Genomic DNA, 17,220 nt, shown 5'->3' on the forward strand with positions numbered 1-17,220 from the left:
CATTGGACCAATGCTGAGGTGTGCTGCAACCTCTCGGCCAACCATCAAGGGTTGGACGCTCCGCGGGGAATTGCGCTGCCGACACGATGCGGCGAGCGGCTCGGCACGGGCCGAGCTGCCGCGTCGGCGAGGGTCGTGTTCGGTGTGGTAGGTGCTTCGCTGCCTGGTAGCGGTCAGGCAGGCTCGTATTGAGACGCGTTTGGCTCGGGAATGGGAGAGTTGTCGTTGGGGTGGTTCATTGCCCGGAGGCTCGGCCAGTTTCTTCTTCTCCTCTTCGTCATGTCGCTCGTCGTCTTCGTCGCGCTGTTCGCGCTCGGCAACCCGGTCCTGAACTTCATCAACCCGTCGTCCCCGCCGGACGTCGTCCGCCAAGCGATCCACAATCTGGGTCTCGATCAGCCCGCCTATATCCAATATTTCCGCTTCCTCTCCGGGATCGCGCACGGCGATCTCGGCAACTCCTACACGTCCGGACGTCCCGCCCTGCGGCTCATCCTGGAGCGGCTGCCGGCGACGCTCGAGCTGTCGCTCGGCGCCATGCTGATCGCGACGCTGGTCGGCATACCGCTGGGGCTCGGCGCGGGATACCGTCCCAATTCGCTCGTCGGGCGGTTCGTTGAAGGCTTCTCGCTGCTCAGCGTCAGCCTGCCGACCTTTTGGATCGGCCTCATGTTGATCATCGTCTTCGCCATCGAAACGGGGATCTTTCCGGCGGGCGGGCGGGGACCGACGACCGACCTCCTCGGCATGAAAGTGAGCTTCACCTCCCTGGAGGGACTGCGTCACCTGTTCCTGCCGGCGCTCAATCTCTCGCTGTTTCCGATGGCGCTCGCCATGCGGCTGACACGGGCGAGCGTGGAGGAGAGCCTGCGCATGAACTTCGTGCGGTATGCCCGCGCCAAAGGTCTCCCACCGCGCCGGATCCTGTCCGTCTACGTGCTGAAGAACGTTCTGCCTTCGCTGGTCACCGTGATGGGCATGGTGCTCGGCGGATTGCTGGCCTTTTCGGTGATCACGGAGTCGATCTTCGCCTGGCCGGGCACCGGCAAGCTGGTGATCGACGCGATTCAGATCTCCGACAGGCCGGTGATCATCGCCTATCTCCTGTTCACGGTCTTCATCTTCAGCACGATCAACCTGCTCGTCGACATCGTCTGCGCGGTGCTCGATCCACGCATCTCGCTACGGGGGGCGGCGTCATGAAGAGCGTCGTCAGGCGCTATTTCGCCAATCGCGCGACCCTCGGCGTCGCGATCCTCCTGGTGTGCGTCGGTGCGGCGGTGTTCGCGCCCTTTCTCGCCAATCAGAACCCGTACGATCTCGCCCAGCTCAACATCATGGATTCGGGGCTGCCGCCGGGCTCGGAGGGCTGGGACGGCCACTACTATTGGCTCGGCACGGACGAGCAGGGGCGCGATCTTCTCAGTGCCATCCTCTACGGCCTGCGCGTGAGCCTCTTCGTGGCGCTGGCGAGCACGGCGTGTGCGCTGGTGGTGGGGGTGAGCGTCGGGCTGTTCGCGGCCTATCGCGGCGGCGCCTTCGATGCGCTGCTCATGCGCGTCGTCGACCTGCAACTGTCTTTTCCCAGCATCCTGATCGCGCTCATTCTGTTGGCGGCGTTCGGGCCGGGGCTCGACAAGGTGGTGCTCGCGATCACCGCCTCGCAGTGGGCCTATTTCGCGCGAACCATCCGCAGCTCGGCTCAGGCGGAGCGCAGCCGGGAGTATATTCAGGCGGCGCAGGTGCTGCGCTATTCGTCGCTGCGCATCATGATCGTCCACCTCCTGCCCAACTCGGTCGCCGAGCTTGGTGTGGTCGTGGCTGTGGAAATGGCCAGCGCCGTCGCGCTGGAAGCGACCCTGTCCTTCCTCGGGATCGGCCTGCCGATCACCCAGCCGTCCCTCGGATTGCTGATCGCGAACGGGTTTTCGTTCATGCTGGTGAACAAGTACTGGATCAGCGTGTTCCCAGGCCTCGTGCTGATGGCCGTGCTGATCAGCTTCAACATGATCGGCGAGCATCTGCGCAAGATCAACGAGCCGGGCTACGCCGCATGACATCGTCGCCGCCTGTTCTCGAGGTGAAGGGACTCCGGACCGAATTCCACATGGGCCGATCGCGCCTCTGCGCGGTGAACGATGTCAGCTTTTCGATCGGGCGGGGCGAGGTGATGGGCCTCGTCGGCGAATCCGGCAGCGGCAAGTCGGTCACCGGCTATTCCATCATGGGGCTCGTCGACCCGCCGGGGCACATCGTCGACGGAACGATACGGCTCCACGGCAAGGACCTTCGCGGTTTGCCCGAGCGGCAAATGAACGCCATCCGGGGCGACCGGGTCTCGATCATCTTTCAGGATCCGATGACCGCGCTGCATCCGACGTTGCGGATCGGCCAGCAAATGATCGACGCGATCCGGGCGCACCGGTCCGTCAGTCGGTCGGAGGCCTGGCGCAGGAGCCGGGACATGCTCGGCCGCGTGGGGATACCTTCGCCCGGCGAGCGCCTCTCGGCCTATCCCCACCAGCTCTCGGGAGGCATGCGCCAGCGGGTGTGTATCGCGATCGCCCTCCTCAACGATCCCGATCTCATCATCGCCGACGAGCCGACCACCGGGCTCGACGTGACCATCCAGGCGCAGATCCTCGCCGAGATGCAGGCGCTGGTCGCCGCGCGCGGAACGGCACTGATCTGGGTGACCCACGATCTCGCCGTGGTCGCCAATATCGCCGACAGCGTGGCGGTGATGTACGCCGGCAGCATCGTCGAGCGGGGGCCGACCGACGTGGTGCTGAGGCGGCCGTCGAGCCCCTACACGGTCGGTCTGCTCAACTCGGTTCCGAGCCGCAACCAGGGCGCCTCGCGCCTGTCGCAGATCCCCGGCACCTACACCCCGGCCGTGAGTGAGGAGGCCGTGGGCTGCCGCTTCGCCCCGCGCTGTCCGCGGGCGGACGACGCCTGCACCGTGTTCCCCGCACTGACCGCGGCCGCCACCGGCGCGCCGGGGCATGAGGTGCGGTGCCACCATCCGTATGCTGCGCGAGAGGGGAGGCTGTCGCATGTCTAACGCGGCGCCACTTCTCGACGTGCAAGACGTGTCGAAGATCTATGGCGGCTCCGGCGGTCTGTTCGGCTTTGGCCTCGGATCGCAGGTGCGCGCGCTGGACGGGGTTGCGCTGACGGTCGGCGAGCGCGAGATCGTCGGCCTCGTCGGCGAGTCGGGAAGCGGCAAGTCGACGCTCGGTCGCCTCGTCGTGGGATTGGAGCGTCCCACCTCCGGACACATCATACTGAACGAGGCGGCGCGGCCGGGGCCGCCCCGCGGCAAGGCGCGGTCGCTCGGACCGCAGATCATCTTCCAGAATGCGGTTGCGGCGTTGAACCCGCGGCGGACCGTCAAGGATGCCATCCTGGAGCCGGCGGTGGTGCACGGCCTGTTGACCGGTCCGGCCGATGCCTTCGTGCATCGACTGATGGACAGCGTCGGGCTGCCCGCGAGCCTCAAGGACCGGCGGCCGCACGAGCTCTCGGGCGGCCAGTGTCAGCGCGTGGTCATCGCGCGGGCTCTGGCGGCCTCGCCGAAGCTGCTGGTGTGCGACGAGCCGGTTTCGGCGCTCGACGTGTCGATCCAGGCGCAGGTGCTCAATCTCTTCCTCGATCTCTATGACGAGACGGGCTGCAGCTACCTGTTCATCAGCCATGACCTTCCGGTGGTCGAGCGCCTCAGCCATCGCATCGCGATCATGTATCTGGGACGGATCGTGGAGAGCGCGCCGACCAAGGCGTTGTTCGCCAAGCCGCTGCATCCCTATACCGAAGCGCTGATCGCCTCCGTTCCCGACATCGAGCAGCAACGGCGCACGTTCCACCCGGTGTCCGGCGAGATCCCGTCACCGCTCTCGCCGCCCTCCGGCTGCCATTTCCATCCCCGCTGTCCGCACGCGATGGACGTCTGCCGGGTGGTGCAGCCGCCGCTTCTCGCGATCGAGCCCGGCCATTTTTCCGCCTGCCACTTGAACACGCCTCCGGCGTTCGCGGCTGCAGGCGCATCGGGGCCGCTCGGGTAGAGGCGTCCGCCTGATGCCTGTCGGGCGGGGCCGGGTGGTGCGTCGCTACAGGGCGTAGCGGCGGCGCAGCTGGTCGAAGATCCCGGCCATGGCGGTGGCGGTATCGTGCGTTTCGGGCAGCTCTTCGACCATCTCGAAGATGCGATGCTTCAGGAAGAAGCGCCATCCCACCGGCATCGCGGCGAGGAAGTCGGTCAGAAGGTCGAAGCGCTCGCGCGTCCAGATTCGCTCGAAGGCGCGGCGTTCCTCGCCATAGTCGAACGGGCCATGGTCCGTCGACGCCCGGGCCGAGCGCAGAGCCTCGCTCGCCGCCTTGTCGATCCGTCCGTTGCAGATGACCACGCCGTAGTCGGCTTTGGCGCGCGCGGTCGACAGGTAGCCGCGTTTGACGTCGCGCAGGACGAGGTCCGCGTCGCGGGTGAAAGGATCACCCCATCCGCCGGCACCGGGGCCGACGACGCGGATGACATCGCCCGGACGGCAATTGACGAGGTCCGTGTTGTGGAGCTGGACCTCGTCGGCGGTGCCCGGATTGTGCACGAACTGCGACAGGATCCCCGCGCGGCCGCCCATGACGCCCCAACCCTGAAGAATGGAGCGGTTCCGGTTGCGCGCCGTGACGACGGTCTCCGGCGCGGACACTTCGAACTCCATCACCGCCGACAGCCCGCCGCGATATTTGCCCGGTGCACCGCTGTCGGGCGCGAGGCCGTAGCGCAGGAAGCGGATCGGCACCTCGGCCTCGGTGATCTCGACCGGCGTGTTGCGCAGGAAGCCGGTGGCGCCGCCCGCTCCGTCGGAGCCGTCGCCGAAGGGCGTACCGCCGCCACCGCCGCCGACGGGGCCGATCGACGCCATGATCGGCTTCCCGTTTCGCGCCGAGGTCTTCACATTCATGATGGCGTTGCCGCCGGGAGAGGAGGCGGGGATGAGCTCGGGAAGCGCCTGGACGAACGCGCCGACCGTGACGATCTGCGTCATCGCGCACGTCAGGGAGCGCAAACCGACCGCTGCGGGAGGCTGGCAGTTGACGATCGACCCTTCCGGAAGGATCGCCCGCGCGGGGCGCAGCGTGCCGGCGTTGAGCCAGATCGTGTTGTCGAGCGTGAACAGCACGTAGGTCAACCCGACCATGACGAGCGGATGGCGCTCGTGGCCACCGGTGGGCATGTTGAGCGAAGAGCTCACCTGCGGGTCGGAGCCGGTATAGTCGAGCTCTACCTCGTCGCCCTTGATCCGCACCGTCAGCGCGATCCGGCATGGCTTCCCGCCCACGGCATCCTCGTCCGCGTAGTCGGCGAAGAAATATTCACCATCGGGCACGCGGCTGAGGATCGCCCGCGCTTGCGCCTCCGAATAGTCGAGGATCTGCTCGACGCCTTCCATGAAATCGTCGAAGCCGAAGCGCCGGATGATTTCCTGCATCTTGCGCTCGCCGATATGGATCGAGGCGAGCTGAGCGTTGAGATCACCCCAATTCTGGTCGGGCATGCGAACGTTGGTGCGGATCGTGCGCACCACGAACTCATCCAGCACGCCGTTCTTCACCAGTTTCACCGGCGGGATGCGGATGCCCTCCTGGTAGATCTCGCTCAGGGTGCGGGACAGCGAGGCCGGCACCGCGCCGCCGACGTCGGTGTTGTGGATGTGCCCCACCACGAAGCAGGCGATCTTGCCGTCGTGGAAGATGGGCTTCCAGATGTGGATGTCAGGCGAATGCGTCGCGACGTAGCCGGCGTAGGGATCGTTGGTGATGCAGACGTCGCCCTCTTCGTAGTGCTCGAACATCTTCAGGAGCGGGGCGTAGTCGATGCCGGAATACCACGGCGCCCCGAAGTGATTGGGGCTCGCGAAGGACAGACCGTCCTTCGTCACGATCTGGCAGGAAAAGTCCTCCGTTTCCTTGATGAAAGCGGAGTGAGCCGTGCGCATCAGCGTATAGGCCATCGCGTCGGCGGCGGCGCCGCAGAAATTGGCCAACACCGAAAGGTTGCGCTGGTCGACCGCCATTCCTCTTAGTCCTCCGACGTGATGACGAGATTGCCGAAACGGTCCACCACCACATCGAAGCGCGGCGGAATGACCGTGGTCGTGTCGTCCTGCCCGATGATCGCGGGCGAGGAGAGACGATGGCCGGGGCGCAGGTCGGCGCGGGCGTAGACGGGAACGTCGTGCGCCTTGGCGTCGAAGAAAGCGGTGACGTGCTTCATCGGCCGCACCGGGCCTTCCGCCGGCGGAAGCTCGCGGATGCGCGGCTTCGCCGTCGCACCCGAGACGACCAGCCGGAGGTTCACGAGCTGGACCGCCGCATCCTTCTCGGCATGCCCGTAGAGGCGCCGATGTTCGGCATGGAAGGCGGCCGAGACGCTCTGCGGCGTCAACGCGGCGGGGTCGAGGAGGGTCTCGATCTCGTAGGACTGGCCGAGGTAGCGCATATCGGCCGAGAGCGTCAGCTGCGCTTCGCCGTCGTAGCCCTGTTGGGCGTAGAGCCAGTCGAGGGCAACGGCTTTGAGGCCCTCCAGATGGGTCGCCAGCTCCGCGACCCCGGCCTCGGTGACGTCGACGTAGAGGGTCCGGACGAAATCGTTCTTCAGGTCTGCGATGACGCCGCCGAGCGCCGAGACGACACCCGGCGTGAGCGGCACCACGACGCCCTTCATGTGGAGTTCGCGCGCCAGGAAGCACGCCAGCATCGGGCCGGCGCCGCCGAACGCGAACAGGTGGAACTCGCGTGGATCGATGCCGAAGCGCGAGGCGAGGCCGGAAATTTCCGCGTACATCGAAGAGACCGAGATCTCGATGATGTTGGCCACGGTCTCTTCGATGGAGATGCCGAGCCTGTCCGCCAGCGGCGCGATGGCCGAGCGCGCCGCGTCATGATCCACCGTCACCGCGCCGTAGCCGAGCGCCGTGTGTCCGATCAGGTTCGAGGCCGCGACCGCGTCGGTGATCGTCGGCCGGGTGCCGCCGCGCCCATAGGACACCGGGCCGGGATTGGAGCCGGCGCTGTCGGGCCCCACCTTCAGCACCCCGAGGGCGTCCACCCAGGCGACCGACCCGCCGCCCTGCCCGATGGACGATACCGAGACCGACGGCACATGGATCTGAAAGTCGCCGATCAGTTCGCCGACGCCGTATTGGGCCTCGCCATCGATGATGACGGCGGCATCGGCCGAGGTGCCCCCGATATCGAGGCTGAGGATGTTTGGAAATCCGCACGTCTTGGCAACGTAGCCCGCGCCGATGACGCCGGACGCCGTGCCCGACAGAATCATCTGCACGCACGCCGTCTTGGCCTGCTCCATGCCCATGACGCCGCCGTTCGTCTTGGTGATGTGGAGCGGGCAGGTGACGCCCTTCTCGCGCAGAACCGCCTCGAACCGGTTGAGGTAGTGGACGACAGTCGGCTGCACGTAGCCCGAGATCACGGCCGTGATGGCGCGTTCGTACTCCCGGATGATGGGCCAGGTTTCAGCCGAGGAGAACACGGCGAGGTCGGGCGCCGTCTCGGCGATCATCGCCTTCACCGCGGCCTCGTTCTGTGGGTTGCGATAGGAGTGCAGGAAGCAGACGACGATGCCGGTGCAGCCGGCGGCCTGCGCTGCCCTCGTCGCGGCGGCGACGTCCTCGAGCGAGGGGGTCTTCAGAACGGCACCCGACGCGTCGATGCGTTCGTCGATGCCGAACACCCGCTCGCGCGCGACCAACGGCTCGGGGCGCGTCGAGTAGAGGTTGTGGATCTGCGGGATCTTCAGACGCGCGATCTGAAGAACATCCTCGAAATTGCGCGTGGTGAAGAGGGCGATGTCGCATCCCTTGCGCTGGATCACCGCATTCACGCCGGCGGTCGTTCCATGCGTGAAGTAGCTTATATCCTCCGCGGCGATGCCGTGGCGCTGGTGCAGCGCGTCGAGGCCGGCCGAGATCTCTTCACCCGGAGCATCGGGGCGGGACAGGACCTTGAGTGTGGAAATGGTCGCGTCGGCTTCGTTGAACACCGCGAAATCCGTGAAGGATCCTCCGACGTCGACCCCAACGCGATACCCCATGCGACCGGCCTCCTGAACCTCTCCATGAAGTGGCAGGTGACGCAGGAGGCCGCCAATATCTTGTGGGCCAGAGGACAAAACTGGAAGTTATGTCAGCGTGCCATTTTCATGACCCGGCACGGATATGGTCGCGGGGCGCCTGGAGGGCACAGGGGTCGATGGCCGACGACAGACCGCGCACGCTACGTGAAACGATCCAGCCGCCCGGCAATCAGCTCCCGCATCCTCGCGATGGTCTCGAGCGTCGGCGCACCGGCGGACAGGGCCGCGGGAACCTCGACCTTTTCCAGGCCATGCCGCAGTCCGGCGAGGAGGCCGTCGATCGCCGCATCGGCGTCGGATGCCCGAACGCCGGCCGTTGCCGCGAACGTCCGGAAGTCCGCACGCCGCAGCCGGTCGTCCTTGCCGTTGATCTTCAGCGCCATCCGATCCCGCTCGAGCCCTGGAAACACCCGCGTCGTCACGGCGTCGTAGAGCGGCGCCATCCGGACGGCGAAGTGGTCGCCGCCGGCCCCCGCGACCTCCAGGAGCGCGAGGTTCTTCAGATGCATGTCGCCGTCCGCGATCAGCCACGCGAACAGCGCCCGCTTCAGCAGCAGCAGCACATCGTCGTTCGGCACCGTCGACAGCGGTCGCAGCGCACGGGCGATCCGCTCCATGGTGCCGTCATATTTGGCGTCCGTCGGCACGCCGAGCACCGAGGTGAAGTCCTCGAGCGCCAGCATGCGCGTGTCCGTCCCGCTCATGCGAATGTCGAAGCGCTCGACGAGTAGCGCCGGCGGCATGTCATCCGGCATCGGCACGAGGGCCGTGGCAGGCGCCGCGAGGCCGGCTGCGGCACCGAGCGCGAGCGCCTGCCACTCGACGACGGGCAGGGCCTCGAGGCCGCTCGGGCCGGCCGGCTTCAGGATGTGTGTGAACGGTTTGTCGATGCTCGGGGACAGCGTGCCGTCGGCATCGAGAGACATGGGTGCCTTGATCTGCACGCCGGCGAGGCGCGGCGTCTCCGCCCGAGCGAACAGCGCCGCCAGATTGCGCTCGAAGCCGGCCTCGACCTCGCCACGGCCGGGACCGGCATAGCGGCCGGTGAAGACGCCGGCGTCGGAGAAATCGGCCAGTCGTGTCACGAGGACGTCCGCCGGCAGATCGGCGAGCTCGCGGCCTCGCTCGACGACGGTGATGTTGGACGTGTAGCGCTTGCCCGAGCGCAGCAGGGCACGCTCGTCGCGATCCTTCAGCACCGACTCCAGCCAGCCTTCGGGCAGGAGAGAGAGAATGAAAGGGGGCAGCTTGCCCGGCATCGTCTGGCGGATCAGCGATGGGCCACCGTCGGCGGCCGGCGTCCATCGCCATTCACGTCCGTCATGGCTGAGATCGCCGACCGGTCGCCCGTGCCAGGCGACGGTCAGGTCGAACGCGGCTTCGCTCCGACCGGCGATCGTGATCGCCGGTCGATGGAGCAGATGGCGGGTGGCGAGCTCGCCCTCGCGGCGCCACTGGTTTTCGCCGGCGAGCGCCCACAGGGCGTCCGCCGCACTCTGGGCGTCGCCATATTCCTCGATCAGACGTGAGACCATGCTGTCGCGCATGGCGTCGTCGATCGAGGCGGCGTGCTCGCTCCCCAGCCGGAAGGCTTCGAGGAAACGCTGACGCATCGACGCCACGCCGATGCGGAATTCCCCCATGCCGTCGTCGATCGAGACGGACGTGACGGAGGCACGAGAGGGAGCGACGTTCTGGACGATTTCGAGCGAGCGCAGCCGCGTGCGCTGATTGCGGCGAGCGCAGATATAGAGCTTTCCCTCCCGGGTCGGCCCGAGCAGGACGGCACTGGCGGCCGAGAGATAGGCGCGGGGGTAGAGGTATTTCGCGATCCGGACGGCATACCTCAGCACGATCGCATCGGCATTGTCGCTCGCATCGACGTACACCCCGGGCATGAGCTGCACGAGCTCGCCCGTCTCCGCCCTGTCGTGGCTGCGGGTCCTGTCGATATTTTCGCCGACGAGGTGGAGGGGCACGCCGAATTCTCCCGCAGATCGATGCGCTCAAGGTGGTATGACCTCGTCCCGCCTTCCAGTTCGCCGCGAAAGCCGATGCCCGGCCGATCGGTCGACCACCGTGCGAACAGCCGCCGGGGGAAGGTGGCCACCCCATCCGCGGCGTCTTCTAGCCTCGCTGCACTCGGTTCGTTATGACATCGGCGTTCTGGAGCAATGTCGTTGTCCGCGTCGCTGTCTGATCTTCCTTTGAGGACACTCTACCGGCCCCGCGACACAATTGGCCCTCATGCGGCGGCCTGGGCGCTGGAGGGGGGCGCGGATCAGCCGGTCATTCTCCACTCGCTCTTCGGTGGTGGCACAGTGACCGAGCCGGGGGCACCGACCCTCTGGTTTGGCGTTCCCGCCGACGGCGCACTCTCGTCCCTGCTGTCCGTGCTTCCGGAAGCGGATCGGTTGCACATTCGCCGCCTGCGCAGCGAGAAGGACCGATGGAGTGTCGCCGCAGCCCGTGCGGCGCTACGAATATTGCTGAGCCAACGCCTCGATTGTTCCGCGCAGGACATATTCCTGATCCGCGACGAGCGGGGAAAACCCTCGCTCGATCCGCAGCGTCATGGGGCGATGGCAGGAGAGCTCCACATCAGCATCAGCCACGCCAGAGAGCTGGTCGCCGTCGCGATCGGGCGTTCCCGTATCGGGATCGATGTCGAGGCCGTGCGCGGATTTCCCGATCTGATGGACGTTGCCGACATGCAATTCGCGCGCGAGATGCGCGATGACCTCAGAACGGTCGAGACGGATAGGGAGAGGGTCGCGCTGTTCTTCCGCTTTTGGACCCTGGGCGAGGCGTTCATCAAGGCGACCGGCGAAGGTATCGCGCAAGGGCTGCAATCCTTCGCCTTCTCCGCGCACGGCCGCCCGGCGCTGACCCGGGTGGACGAGCCCTGGGGGCCGTGTGATCGCTGGAGCTTTGGCACGCTGGGATGGGGAGAGGCCCCCAAGGGGCTTCGCTAGCCCGCGCGCTCCTTCGCCGATGCATCCATTTCGCGCACCAGGCTGAGGGGCCGCATGTCGCCCCAGTTCTCGTCGATCCACGCCATGCATGTCTGCCGTTTGCCGCGCGGTCCGACCGCTTGCCATCCGCCCGGCACGTCAAACTGGGCGGGCCACAGCGAGTGCTGGCCCTCGTCGTTGATCAGAATGAGGAACTCACCTTCCTCGTCGTCGAAGGGGTTGGTCATCGGTCATACGCTCCTTCTTCAAGCCGGCGAATATGTTGGTGCCGCGTGTCAGACGGGCAGGCCGACCACGTCGAGGATGGCCCGGTGGAAGGCCTGCACGGCCGGTTCGTTGCGTCCCACGATCAGATCGGGTTTCTCCCCGTCGATTGCCAGATTGGACCAGATGCCTTCGGCGACATCGTAGTCCTCGAGCGTCACGTCGCTCTTGCTGTCGTCGATCGCGCCAAATCTAGCATGGTAGTGCTCGGCCGAAAGACCCGCGATGTGGACCGAGAAGAGGCAGACCATTTCGCCCGGCGTCTCGCCGGGAAAGATGCGGAACATGCGCACGAAGCGCTCGGAGGGCCCGATGTCGCCGGCGACCAGAACGGTGTTGGGGAAGATGAAGTAGGTGCCCGCATGCCGCGCCGCCGGCCACTCCTCCTCGGGCGTGCCGAGGAGATCGGCGAGCGCCCGCTCCGCGAACGTCAGTATCCAGTGCGCGCCATGATCGTCGAACGCGGCCATGTCGGAGATGTAGGCGTCGCCGATGGATCGGGCATGCAGCACGCCAAAGTGATAGCTCTCCGCATACGTGTCGATGGCGATCTTCCAGTTGGTGCGTGCATCGAGGCGGCTCGTCTGGACCGGCACCATCTCAGCGAGCTCGAGGGTGGCGAGAACCGGGGCGAAGCCGCGCAGATGACCCGCTAGGTCGAGCGGCTCGTCGCCCCGCAGCCGCACGAAGACGAGACCATCGCTCTCCGCCACGGCGACGGGCGACAGCCGGCAGTGTTCGAGCGTCTGCGGATCAAAGCCCGCTCGGCCGGGGACGTTCGCGAGGCGACCGGACAGATCGTAGCTCCAGCCGTGGAACGGACAGACGACACGCCGGCCGCGTCTCGCCCGCGGGCCGTCCCCGGACCTCACGAGCTGCGCGGAGCGATGAGCGCAGCGATTGCGAAAGGCACGCACCTGCCCGTCGTCGTCCCGCAGGATCAGCACCGAATGGCCGGCGACCTCGAAGACCGTCCGGTCGCCGGGAAGCGGGATGTCCTGGCTCAGACAGGCGATGAGAGGCCGCTCCTCGAACAACGCCTGGCGCTCGGCCGCCCAGTGTGCCGGATCAGTATAGTAGTGCGCGGGTAGACGCAGAACGGTCGGCGCGAAATCCGTGGTGCCGCCAGCCGCGATATGCGCGACCAAGCGTTGGCGAAGGGATCGAGCTTGCGCGCGTCGTGCCTCCTGAAACATAGTCGTCCGAGCAAGCCTTCATCACTCTTGGAAACAGTAAGCTTGAATATTCAAAAAGGAAAATCGAATTCAACGACCGTGTCCTGGGATCGGGGCTGCCCTGCGTGATTGCGGATGAGATCGACCTGCCCGTCGGTGACGTCGCCGTGGCGCGACCCGGCCACGTGCCGGCGGAGCGGATGGTTGATCTCGACATCTATCGCCTGCCGGGATCCGACGACGATTTTCTCCAAGCCTGGATCGAGGTGGCCGACAGCGCGCCGGCGCGGGTGATCTGGACGCCGCGCAACGGCGGGCACTGGGTCGTGCTGGGGGGCGCGGATATTGCCCACGTCTATGCCGATCATGCGCATTTCTCTTCCCGGATCACGCTCGTTCCTCGCAAGTGGGGCGAGTTGTATCCGCTGCGACCCACGACCCTCGACCCGCCCGGACACCAGCCCTATCGGCGTCTTCTGACCAGCCTGCTGTCGAGCCGCACCGTGCGGCGTTCGGCGCCGATCGTGCGGGCGCTGGCCGCGCGCGTCGCCGACGCCGTCCGCTCGCGAGGCGCCTGCGACGTCGTCGCGGACTATGCGGCGGCGCTCCCCTTCGCGCTGTTCGCGGGGCTCGCGGGCATCGAAGCCGCGCGCATGGACGCGTTACCGGGCTATGCCGCCCACCTGCTCGCGGACGAGGGGACCGATCTCGCTGAGCCGGTGATGGACCGCTTCGCGGCTTTCCTGCGGGCGCTGATCGCGGAACGGCGGGCGATGCCGGGAGACGACATCATCAGCGAGCTGCTCGCGGGCAGGATCGACGGGCGGCCGATCGATGACGACGAGGCCGTCGATGTCGCGACCGCTCTGCTGACCGGCGGTCTCGACACCGTCGTGTCGCTCTTTGCGATGATGATGCGGCATCTCGCCCGCGACGATGCGCTGCGCGACACGCTCGTCGCCGACCCGGCGCTGTTGCCGGCGGCGGTGCGCGAGATGACCCGGCGCTTCGCCATCATGACCAAGGCGAGGCTGGTGCGCGCGGATCAGGTTCTCGACGGCGTCACGCTGAAGGCCGGGGACATGGTGGTGATGCCGCCGTTGCACGGACTGGATCCCGCGATCTTCCCCGACCCGCTGCGCGTGGACCTCGACCGGCCCGCCGCCCCCCATTCGACATATGGCAACGGCGTCCACCGCTGTCCCGGCGCGCAGCTGGCCGAGGCGGAAATCGTCATCATGCTGGAAGAGTGGCTGGCCCGGATTCCGCAGTTCACGCTTGATCCCGACCGGCCGACGCGTATGCAGGGCGGTGTGCTCGGTACGGTGGTCACCTGCCACCTGCGATGGGATACGGCGACCACCGCACCATGAGCGGTGATCCGGACGTCCTGCTGGTCCAGGCAAGGCACGAGGCCGACCGCCTGCCGCTCGCGCAGATCGACGTCAGCGTGGGGGAGCGCTTTCAGACCGAGACGGTCGGGCCCTATTTCGCGCGTCTGCGGCGCGACGATCCGGTCCACTGGTGCTCCGAGAGCGTCTACGGACCCTACTGGTCGATCACGCGCTATGCGGATCTCATCGCGGTCGAGCGGAATTTTGAGGACTTCTCGTCGGCCGGGAACGTCATCATCAACGACGTTCCCCCCGAGTTCGATGCGCCGGCCTTCGCCACCGCCGATCCGCCCGAGCACACCGCCGAGCGCGCCGCCGTGGCGCCCGCGCTCGGCACCCGTCGCGTCAACGCGCTGGAAGACGACATCCGGCGCGAGATCGGGCAGATCCTCGATGGGCTGCCGGTGGGCGAGCCCTTCGATTGGGTGGAGCGGGTCTCGGTCGAGTTGACGACGCGGATGGTCGCCGCGCTGTTCGACTTTCCCCGCGACGAGCGCCACCTGCTGCCCTATTGGGCCGAAGTGCTGGTGACCGGCCCGGAACCCGGCGGGCTGGTCGAGAGCTGGGATCAACGGGCGGCGATCCTCGATGTCTATCTGGCGCGCATCATGGAGATGTGGCGCGCGCGGGCGGGCGGGTGCGGGCACGACATCGTCTCGGCGCTCGCCAACGCGCCCGCCACCTGCACCATGCCGCAGGATCCCAAGCATCTGATCGGCACCGTGACCATGATCGCCGGGGCCAACGAGGCGGCGCGCGGCGCGCTCTCGGGCGGCGTCGTCGCCTTCGACCGTTTCCCGCAGGCGTGGGAGCAGCTGCGCGCCGCGCCGTCGCTCATCCCCAACGCGGCGGCGGAGATCGTCCGCTGGCAGTCTCCGATCATCCACATGCGGCGAACCGCGAGCCGCGATGTCGATCTACGCGGCAAGGCGATCCGGAAGGGCGACAAGGTCGTGCTCTGGTACTGGTCGGCCAACCGCGACGAGGCGGTGTTCGAGGACGGCGACGTCTTCCGCGTCGACCGGCCCAATGCGCAACGCCACGCGGGCTTTGGCTCAGGCGTTCATCGCTGCCTTGGCCGTCGCGTGGCCGACATGGAATTGCGCTTGCTCTGGGAAGAAATCCTACCGCGTTTCCGTCGCATCCGCCTCTGTGCACCACCGGAAAGGCTGGCCTCCAACTTCTCGTCCAACTACCGGCGCGTGATGGTCGTTGTCGAGCGGTGACGAGATTGCATCGGCTTTGGGAAGAAGACCAGTCAACGGCTATGCGCGGATAACGATTGAGCCAGCGGATGACGGGGTCATGACGTAGCGCAAGATAGTGTTTTTATTGCGGTAGAATTGTTGCGCAACAAATATGTATTCTCTGTTGCTGGAAACTCCAACATCGGCGATATGTTCTTTACCTTCTATGGGCAACGCATAGATTTCTGAGCCATCATGGGCGTCATAAACGCGTATCGCAGGGCTTGAGAGTCTATCAAACCGAACGAACAGTGCTCCATCCGGTGAAAAATTGTGAACCTCAGAAAATCCTATGAGGAATAAACCGCCGGACTGCAGGATGTGTTCTCCGGTCTGCGCATTAACAAGCGTGATCCCCAGCACGGGTCCCATGCCTGCGAAGAGCTCGTGACCTCTGAGCACGACCCGTGAGCCGTCTCGATTGGCGTTAATGGCCCAATCCGAATGAGAATTGCGGACACCGACCTCCGGGAAGGTCGATGATATCGTCTTTTCGTCAATTGTACCTTGAGAGATATTCAGTATTTTCAATTTAGATTTATTAGATCCGATATAATCCACGGTTATGAGTAAAATATCCGTGGTTGTAAAGGCAATCGGCGTGGTATTCTTATCGAGGATTCGTCGCATTGAAGCATTAACGTCCTCTGCGAATGCGGTTGTAAATGTTGTAACGAGTGTGCCGTCGGCCGTAGAATAGATTTGTCCCGTCCCATCTTTGCGGAGGGTTAGGAACTGTTCATCGTCTGTCCGAAAAGTAAATATTAAGATCGCCTTGTCGGGCTCCGAAGCCTCAAGGGTGCCGATCCGTTCGCCGTTGTCCAGATTCCAGAGGCAGATCACTCCATCTTTTGATTGCGACAGGGCCTTGCGTCCATCGAGGCTAAACCGAGCACGGACGATCGGAGAGACGTGACCTTTCAATATCCGACGCACGGCCTGGCCTTGGATGTCGATAACTCCCACGCCCGTCTCGTCAATTGTCGCGAGCGCAAGCATGGCATCCGAATGCAGGGCTAAGTGAGTTAGGTTTGTGCCTACTTCAAAGGAGCGTGACGGGTTATTCACTCTGTTACCCCAGACGTCGGTGGCCTGTTCTGAGCGAGAGTTAGTCGAAGAAAGCGATCACGCGCTCGTCGATGCTCTCGCGGGCGGGAACATCGTCGGGGCAAGACGGGTCGGTGAAGGCCGCATGGGCGATGCCCTGCGGACGGGCGCGATCGGAATCGCATCCCGTGAAGATCAGCAAATCACCCCGACGCAAGTCCGGAAAGTAAAACCATCGCTGCGCCGGACTGTAGTGGTAAAGGCTCAGTTCGAAGCAAATCGTGCTGCCGTCATCGGTCGAAATCATCTGATCGCAGCCGACGACATCGGCGGGCGCCATACTGGCAGGCTCGCAGAATGCGAGCGGCGTATCCTGGGGAGGATCGGTCAGGCACCGCCAGACATTGTAGATCGCGTAGCGGCGCGTCAGTCGCTGCCGGGCCTCTTCGGCGGGCAGCAGATGCTCCACCCAGAAACGGGAACCGGCCGCCGCAGGGCTGAAATCGCAATGCGCAAAGCGCCCGAGCACGGTGGTTCCGTCCCGTCTGTGCCGCGTCGACCGCTCACTTCGCCGGACGACGCCGTTGCCGAGCGCCATGGCCTCGGTGGCGCCGGTCGTCCGGGTGACGACGTCTTCGAGCGCTCGAAGATAGGCGGTGCGGCCGTCACCCGCCGACTGGTACGCGGGCAGGTCCGCCCGATGAACGATCTCGACGCCGTGGCGGTCGAGGGTGAACGCCGTCCGCTCGTCATGGACCGCTCGGATGGGAACGGAATGCTGTATGAGCGGAAGAAAATCCTCGTCCGACGGCTTGTCATGAAAGATGGGACGCCTGTCGCACGGCGCCAAGAATGCGATCTCGGCCTCGATCATCGCCGGCAAGCACCTCCATGTGATCAGCATTCGGCGCGACGCGCTTGTTTCTCCAAGACGCCTTTACTAGCAATTAGGCCGTGATGAGG

At 65.7% G+C, this 17,220-nt stretch carries 14 protein-coding genes; 7 read left to right on the top strand and 7 right to left on the bottom strand.

All coding sequences use genetic code 11. The features are described 5' to 3' along the window. The first annotated feature begins 210 nt into the window (after positions 1 to 210). Genes JCR33_RS22810 through JCR33_RS22825 form a run of 4 tightly spaced genes read left to right on the top strand, consistent with a single transcriptional unit; the run spans position 211 to position 4,064 of the window. Positions 211 to 1,203, top strand: coding sequence for an ABC transporter permease (locus tag JCR33_RS22810; protein WP_408628779.1), 993 nt, complete (start codon positions 211 to 213; stop codon positions 1,201 to 1,203). After that, complete coding sequence (locus JCR33_RS22815) at positions 1,200 to 2,057, top strand: ABC transporter permease (RefSeq protein WP_198884455.1); 858 nt, start codon at positions 1,200 to 1,202, stop codon at positions 2,055 to 2,057. The genes JCR33_RS22810 and JCR33_RS22815 overlap by 4 nt, the downstream gene beginning before the upstream one ends. Before the next feature lie 50 nt (positions 2,058 to 2,107). Then, positions 2,108 to 3,064, top strand: a complete 957-nt coding sequence (locus tag JCR33_RS22820; RefSeq protein WP_232372779.1) for an ABC transporter ATP-binding protein — start codon at positions 2,108 to 2,110, stop codon at positions 3,062 to 3,064. Beyond that, positions 3,030 to 4,064, top strand: coding sequence for an ABC transporter ATP-binding protein (locus JCR33_RS22825; RefSeq protein WP_232372780.1), 1,035 nt, complete (start codon positions 3,030 to 3,032; stop codon positions 4,062 to 4,064). Before JCR33_RS22820 ends, JCR33_RS22825 begins: the two co-directional genes overlap by 35 nt. 45 nt (positions 4,065 to 4,109) lie before the next feature. Here the strand turns inward: JCR33_RS22825 and JCR33_RS22830 are convergent, their stop codons facing one another. The 3 genes from JCR33_RS22830 to JCR33_RS22840 all read right to left on the bottom strand — a co-directional run bounded on the left by JCR33_RS22830 (position 4,110) and on the right by JCR33_RS22840 (position 10,134). Further along, on the bottom strand, positions 4,110 to 6,074 hold the full coding sequence (locus tag JCR33_RS22830; protein ID WP_198884457.1) for a hydantoinase B/oxoprolinase family protein: 1,965 nt from the start codon (positions 6,072 to 6,074) through the stop codon (positions 4,110 to 4,112). A 5-nt stretch (positions 6,075 to 6,079) separates the two neighbouring features. Continuing rightward, entirely contained in the window at positions 6,080 to 8,113 is a 2,034-nt protein-coding gene (locus tag JCR33_RS22835) for a hydantoinase/oxoprolinase family protein (protein WP_198884458.1), read from the bottom strand. Between the two features lie 182 nt (positions 8,114 to 8,295). Beyond that, positions 8,296 to 10,134, bottom strand: a complete 1,839-nt coding sequence (locus JCR33_RS22840) for a type II toxin-antitoxin system HipA family toxin (protein WP_332461254.1) — start codon at positions 10,132 to 10,134, stop codon at positions 8,296 to 8,298. Between the two features lie 201 nt (positions 10,135 to 10,335). On the opposite strand from JCR33_RS22840, the gene JCR33_RS22845 reads away from it, so the two are divergent. Next, a complete protein-coding gene (locus tag JCR33_RS22845) occupies positions 10,336 to 11,130 on the top strand; it encodes a 4'-phosphopantetheinyl transferase family protein (protein ID WP_198884459.1) in 795 nt (264 codons plus the stop codon). On the opposite strand, the gene JCR33_RS22850 is transcribed toward JCR33_RS22845, so the two are convergent. Both JCR33_RS22850 and JCR33_RS22855 read right to left on the bottom strand, forming a co-directional pair. After that, positions 11,127 to 11,357, bottom strand: a complete 231-nt coding sequence (locus JCR33_RS22850; protein ID WP_198884460.1) for an MbtH family protein — start codon at positions 11,355 to 11,357, stop codon at positions 11,127 to 11,129. The genes JCR33_RS22845 and JCR33_RS22850 overlap by 4 nt on opposite strands. 48 nt (positions 11,358 to 11,405) lie before the next feature. Next, entirely contained in the window at positions 11,406 to 12,542 is a 1,137-nt protein-coding gene (locus JCR33_RS22855) for an aromatic ring-hydroxylating oxygenase subunit alpha (protein ID WP_198884461.1), read from the bottom strand. A 152-nt stretch (positions 12,543 to 12,694) separates the two neighbouring features. On the opposite strand from JCR33_RS22855, the gene JCR33_RS25605 reads away from it, so the two are divergent. Then, complete coding sequence (locus tag JCR33_RS25605; protein ID WP_198884462.1) at positions 12,695 to 13,942, top strand: cytochrome P450; 1,248 nt, start codon at positions 12,695 to 12,697, stop codon at positions 13,940 to 13,942. Next, a complete protein-coding gene (locus JCR33_RS22865) occupies positions 13,939 to 15,189 on the top strand; it encodes a cytochrome P450 (RefSeq protein WP_198884463.1) in 1,251 nt (416 codons plus the stop codon). The genes JCR33_RS25605 and JCR33_RS22865 overlap by 4 nt, the downstream gene beginning before the upstream one ends. A gap of 39 nt (positions 15,190 to 15,228) precedes the next feature. Here JCR33_RS22865 and JCR33_RS22870 read toward each other — a convergent pair whose 3' ends face one another. Then, entirely contained in the window at positions 15,229 to 16,209 is a 981-nt protein-coding gene (locus JCR33_RS22870) for a WD40 repeat domain-containing protein (RefSeq protein WP_211110530.1), read from the bottom strand. Between the two features lie 109 nt (positions 16,210 to 16,318). Beyond that, on the bottom strand, positions 16,319 to 17,131 hold the full coding sequence (locus JCR33_RS22875; RefSeq protein WP_269751254.1) for a CmcJ/NvfI family oxidoreductase: 813 nt from the start codon (positions 17,129 to 17,131) through the stop codon (positions 16,319 to 16,321). Positions 17,132 to 17,220 lie beyond the last annotated feature (89 nt).

It is taken from the genome of Acuticoccus mangrovi, from assembly GCF_016411865.1.
GTDB lineage: Bacteria > Pseudomonadota > Alphaproteobacteria > Rhizobiales > Amorphaceae > Acuticoccus > Acuticoccus mangrovi.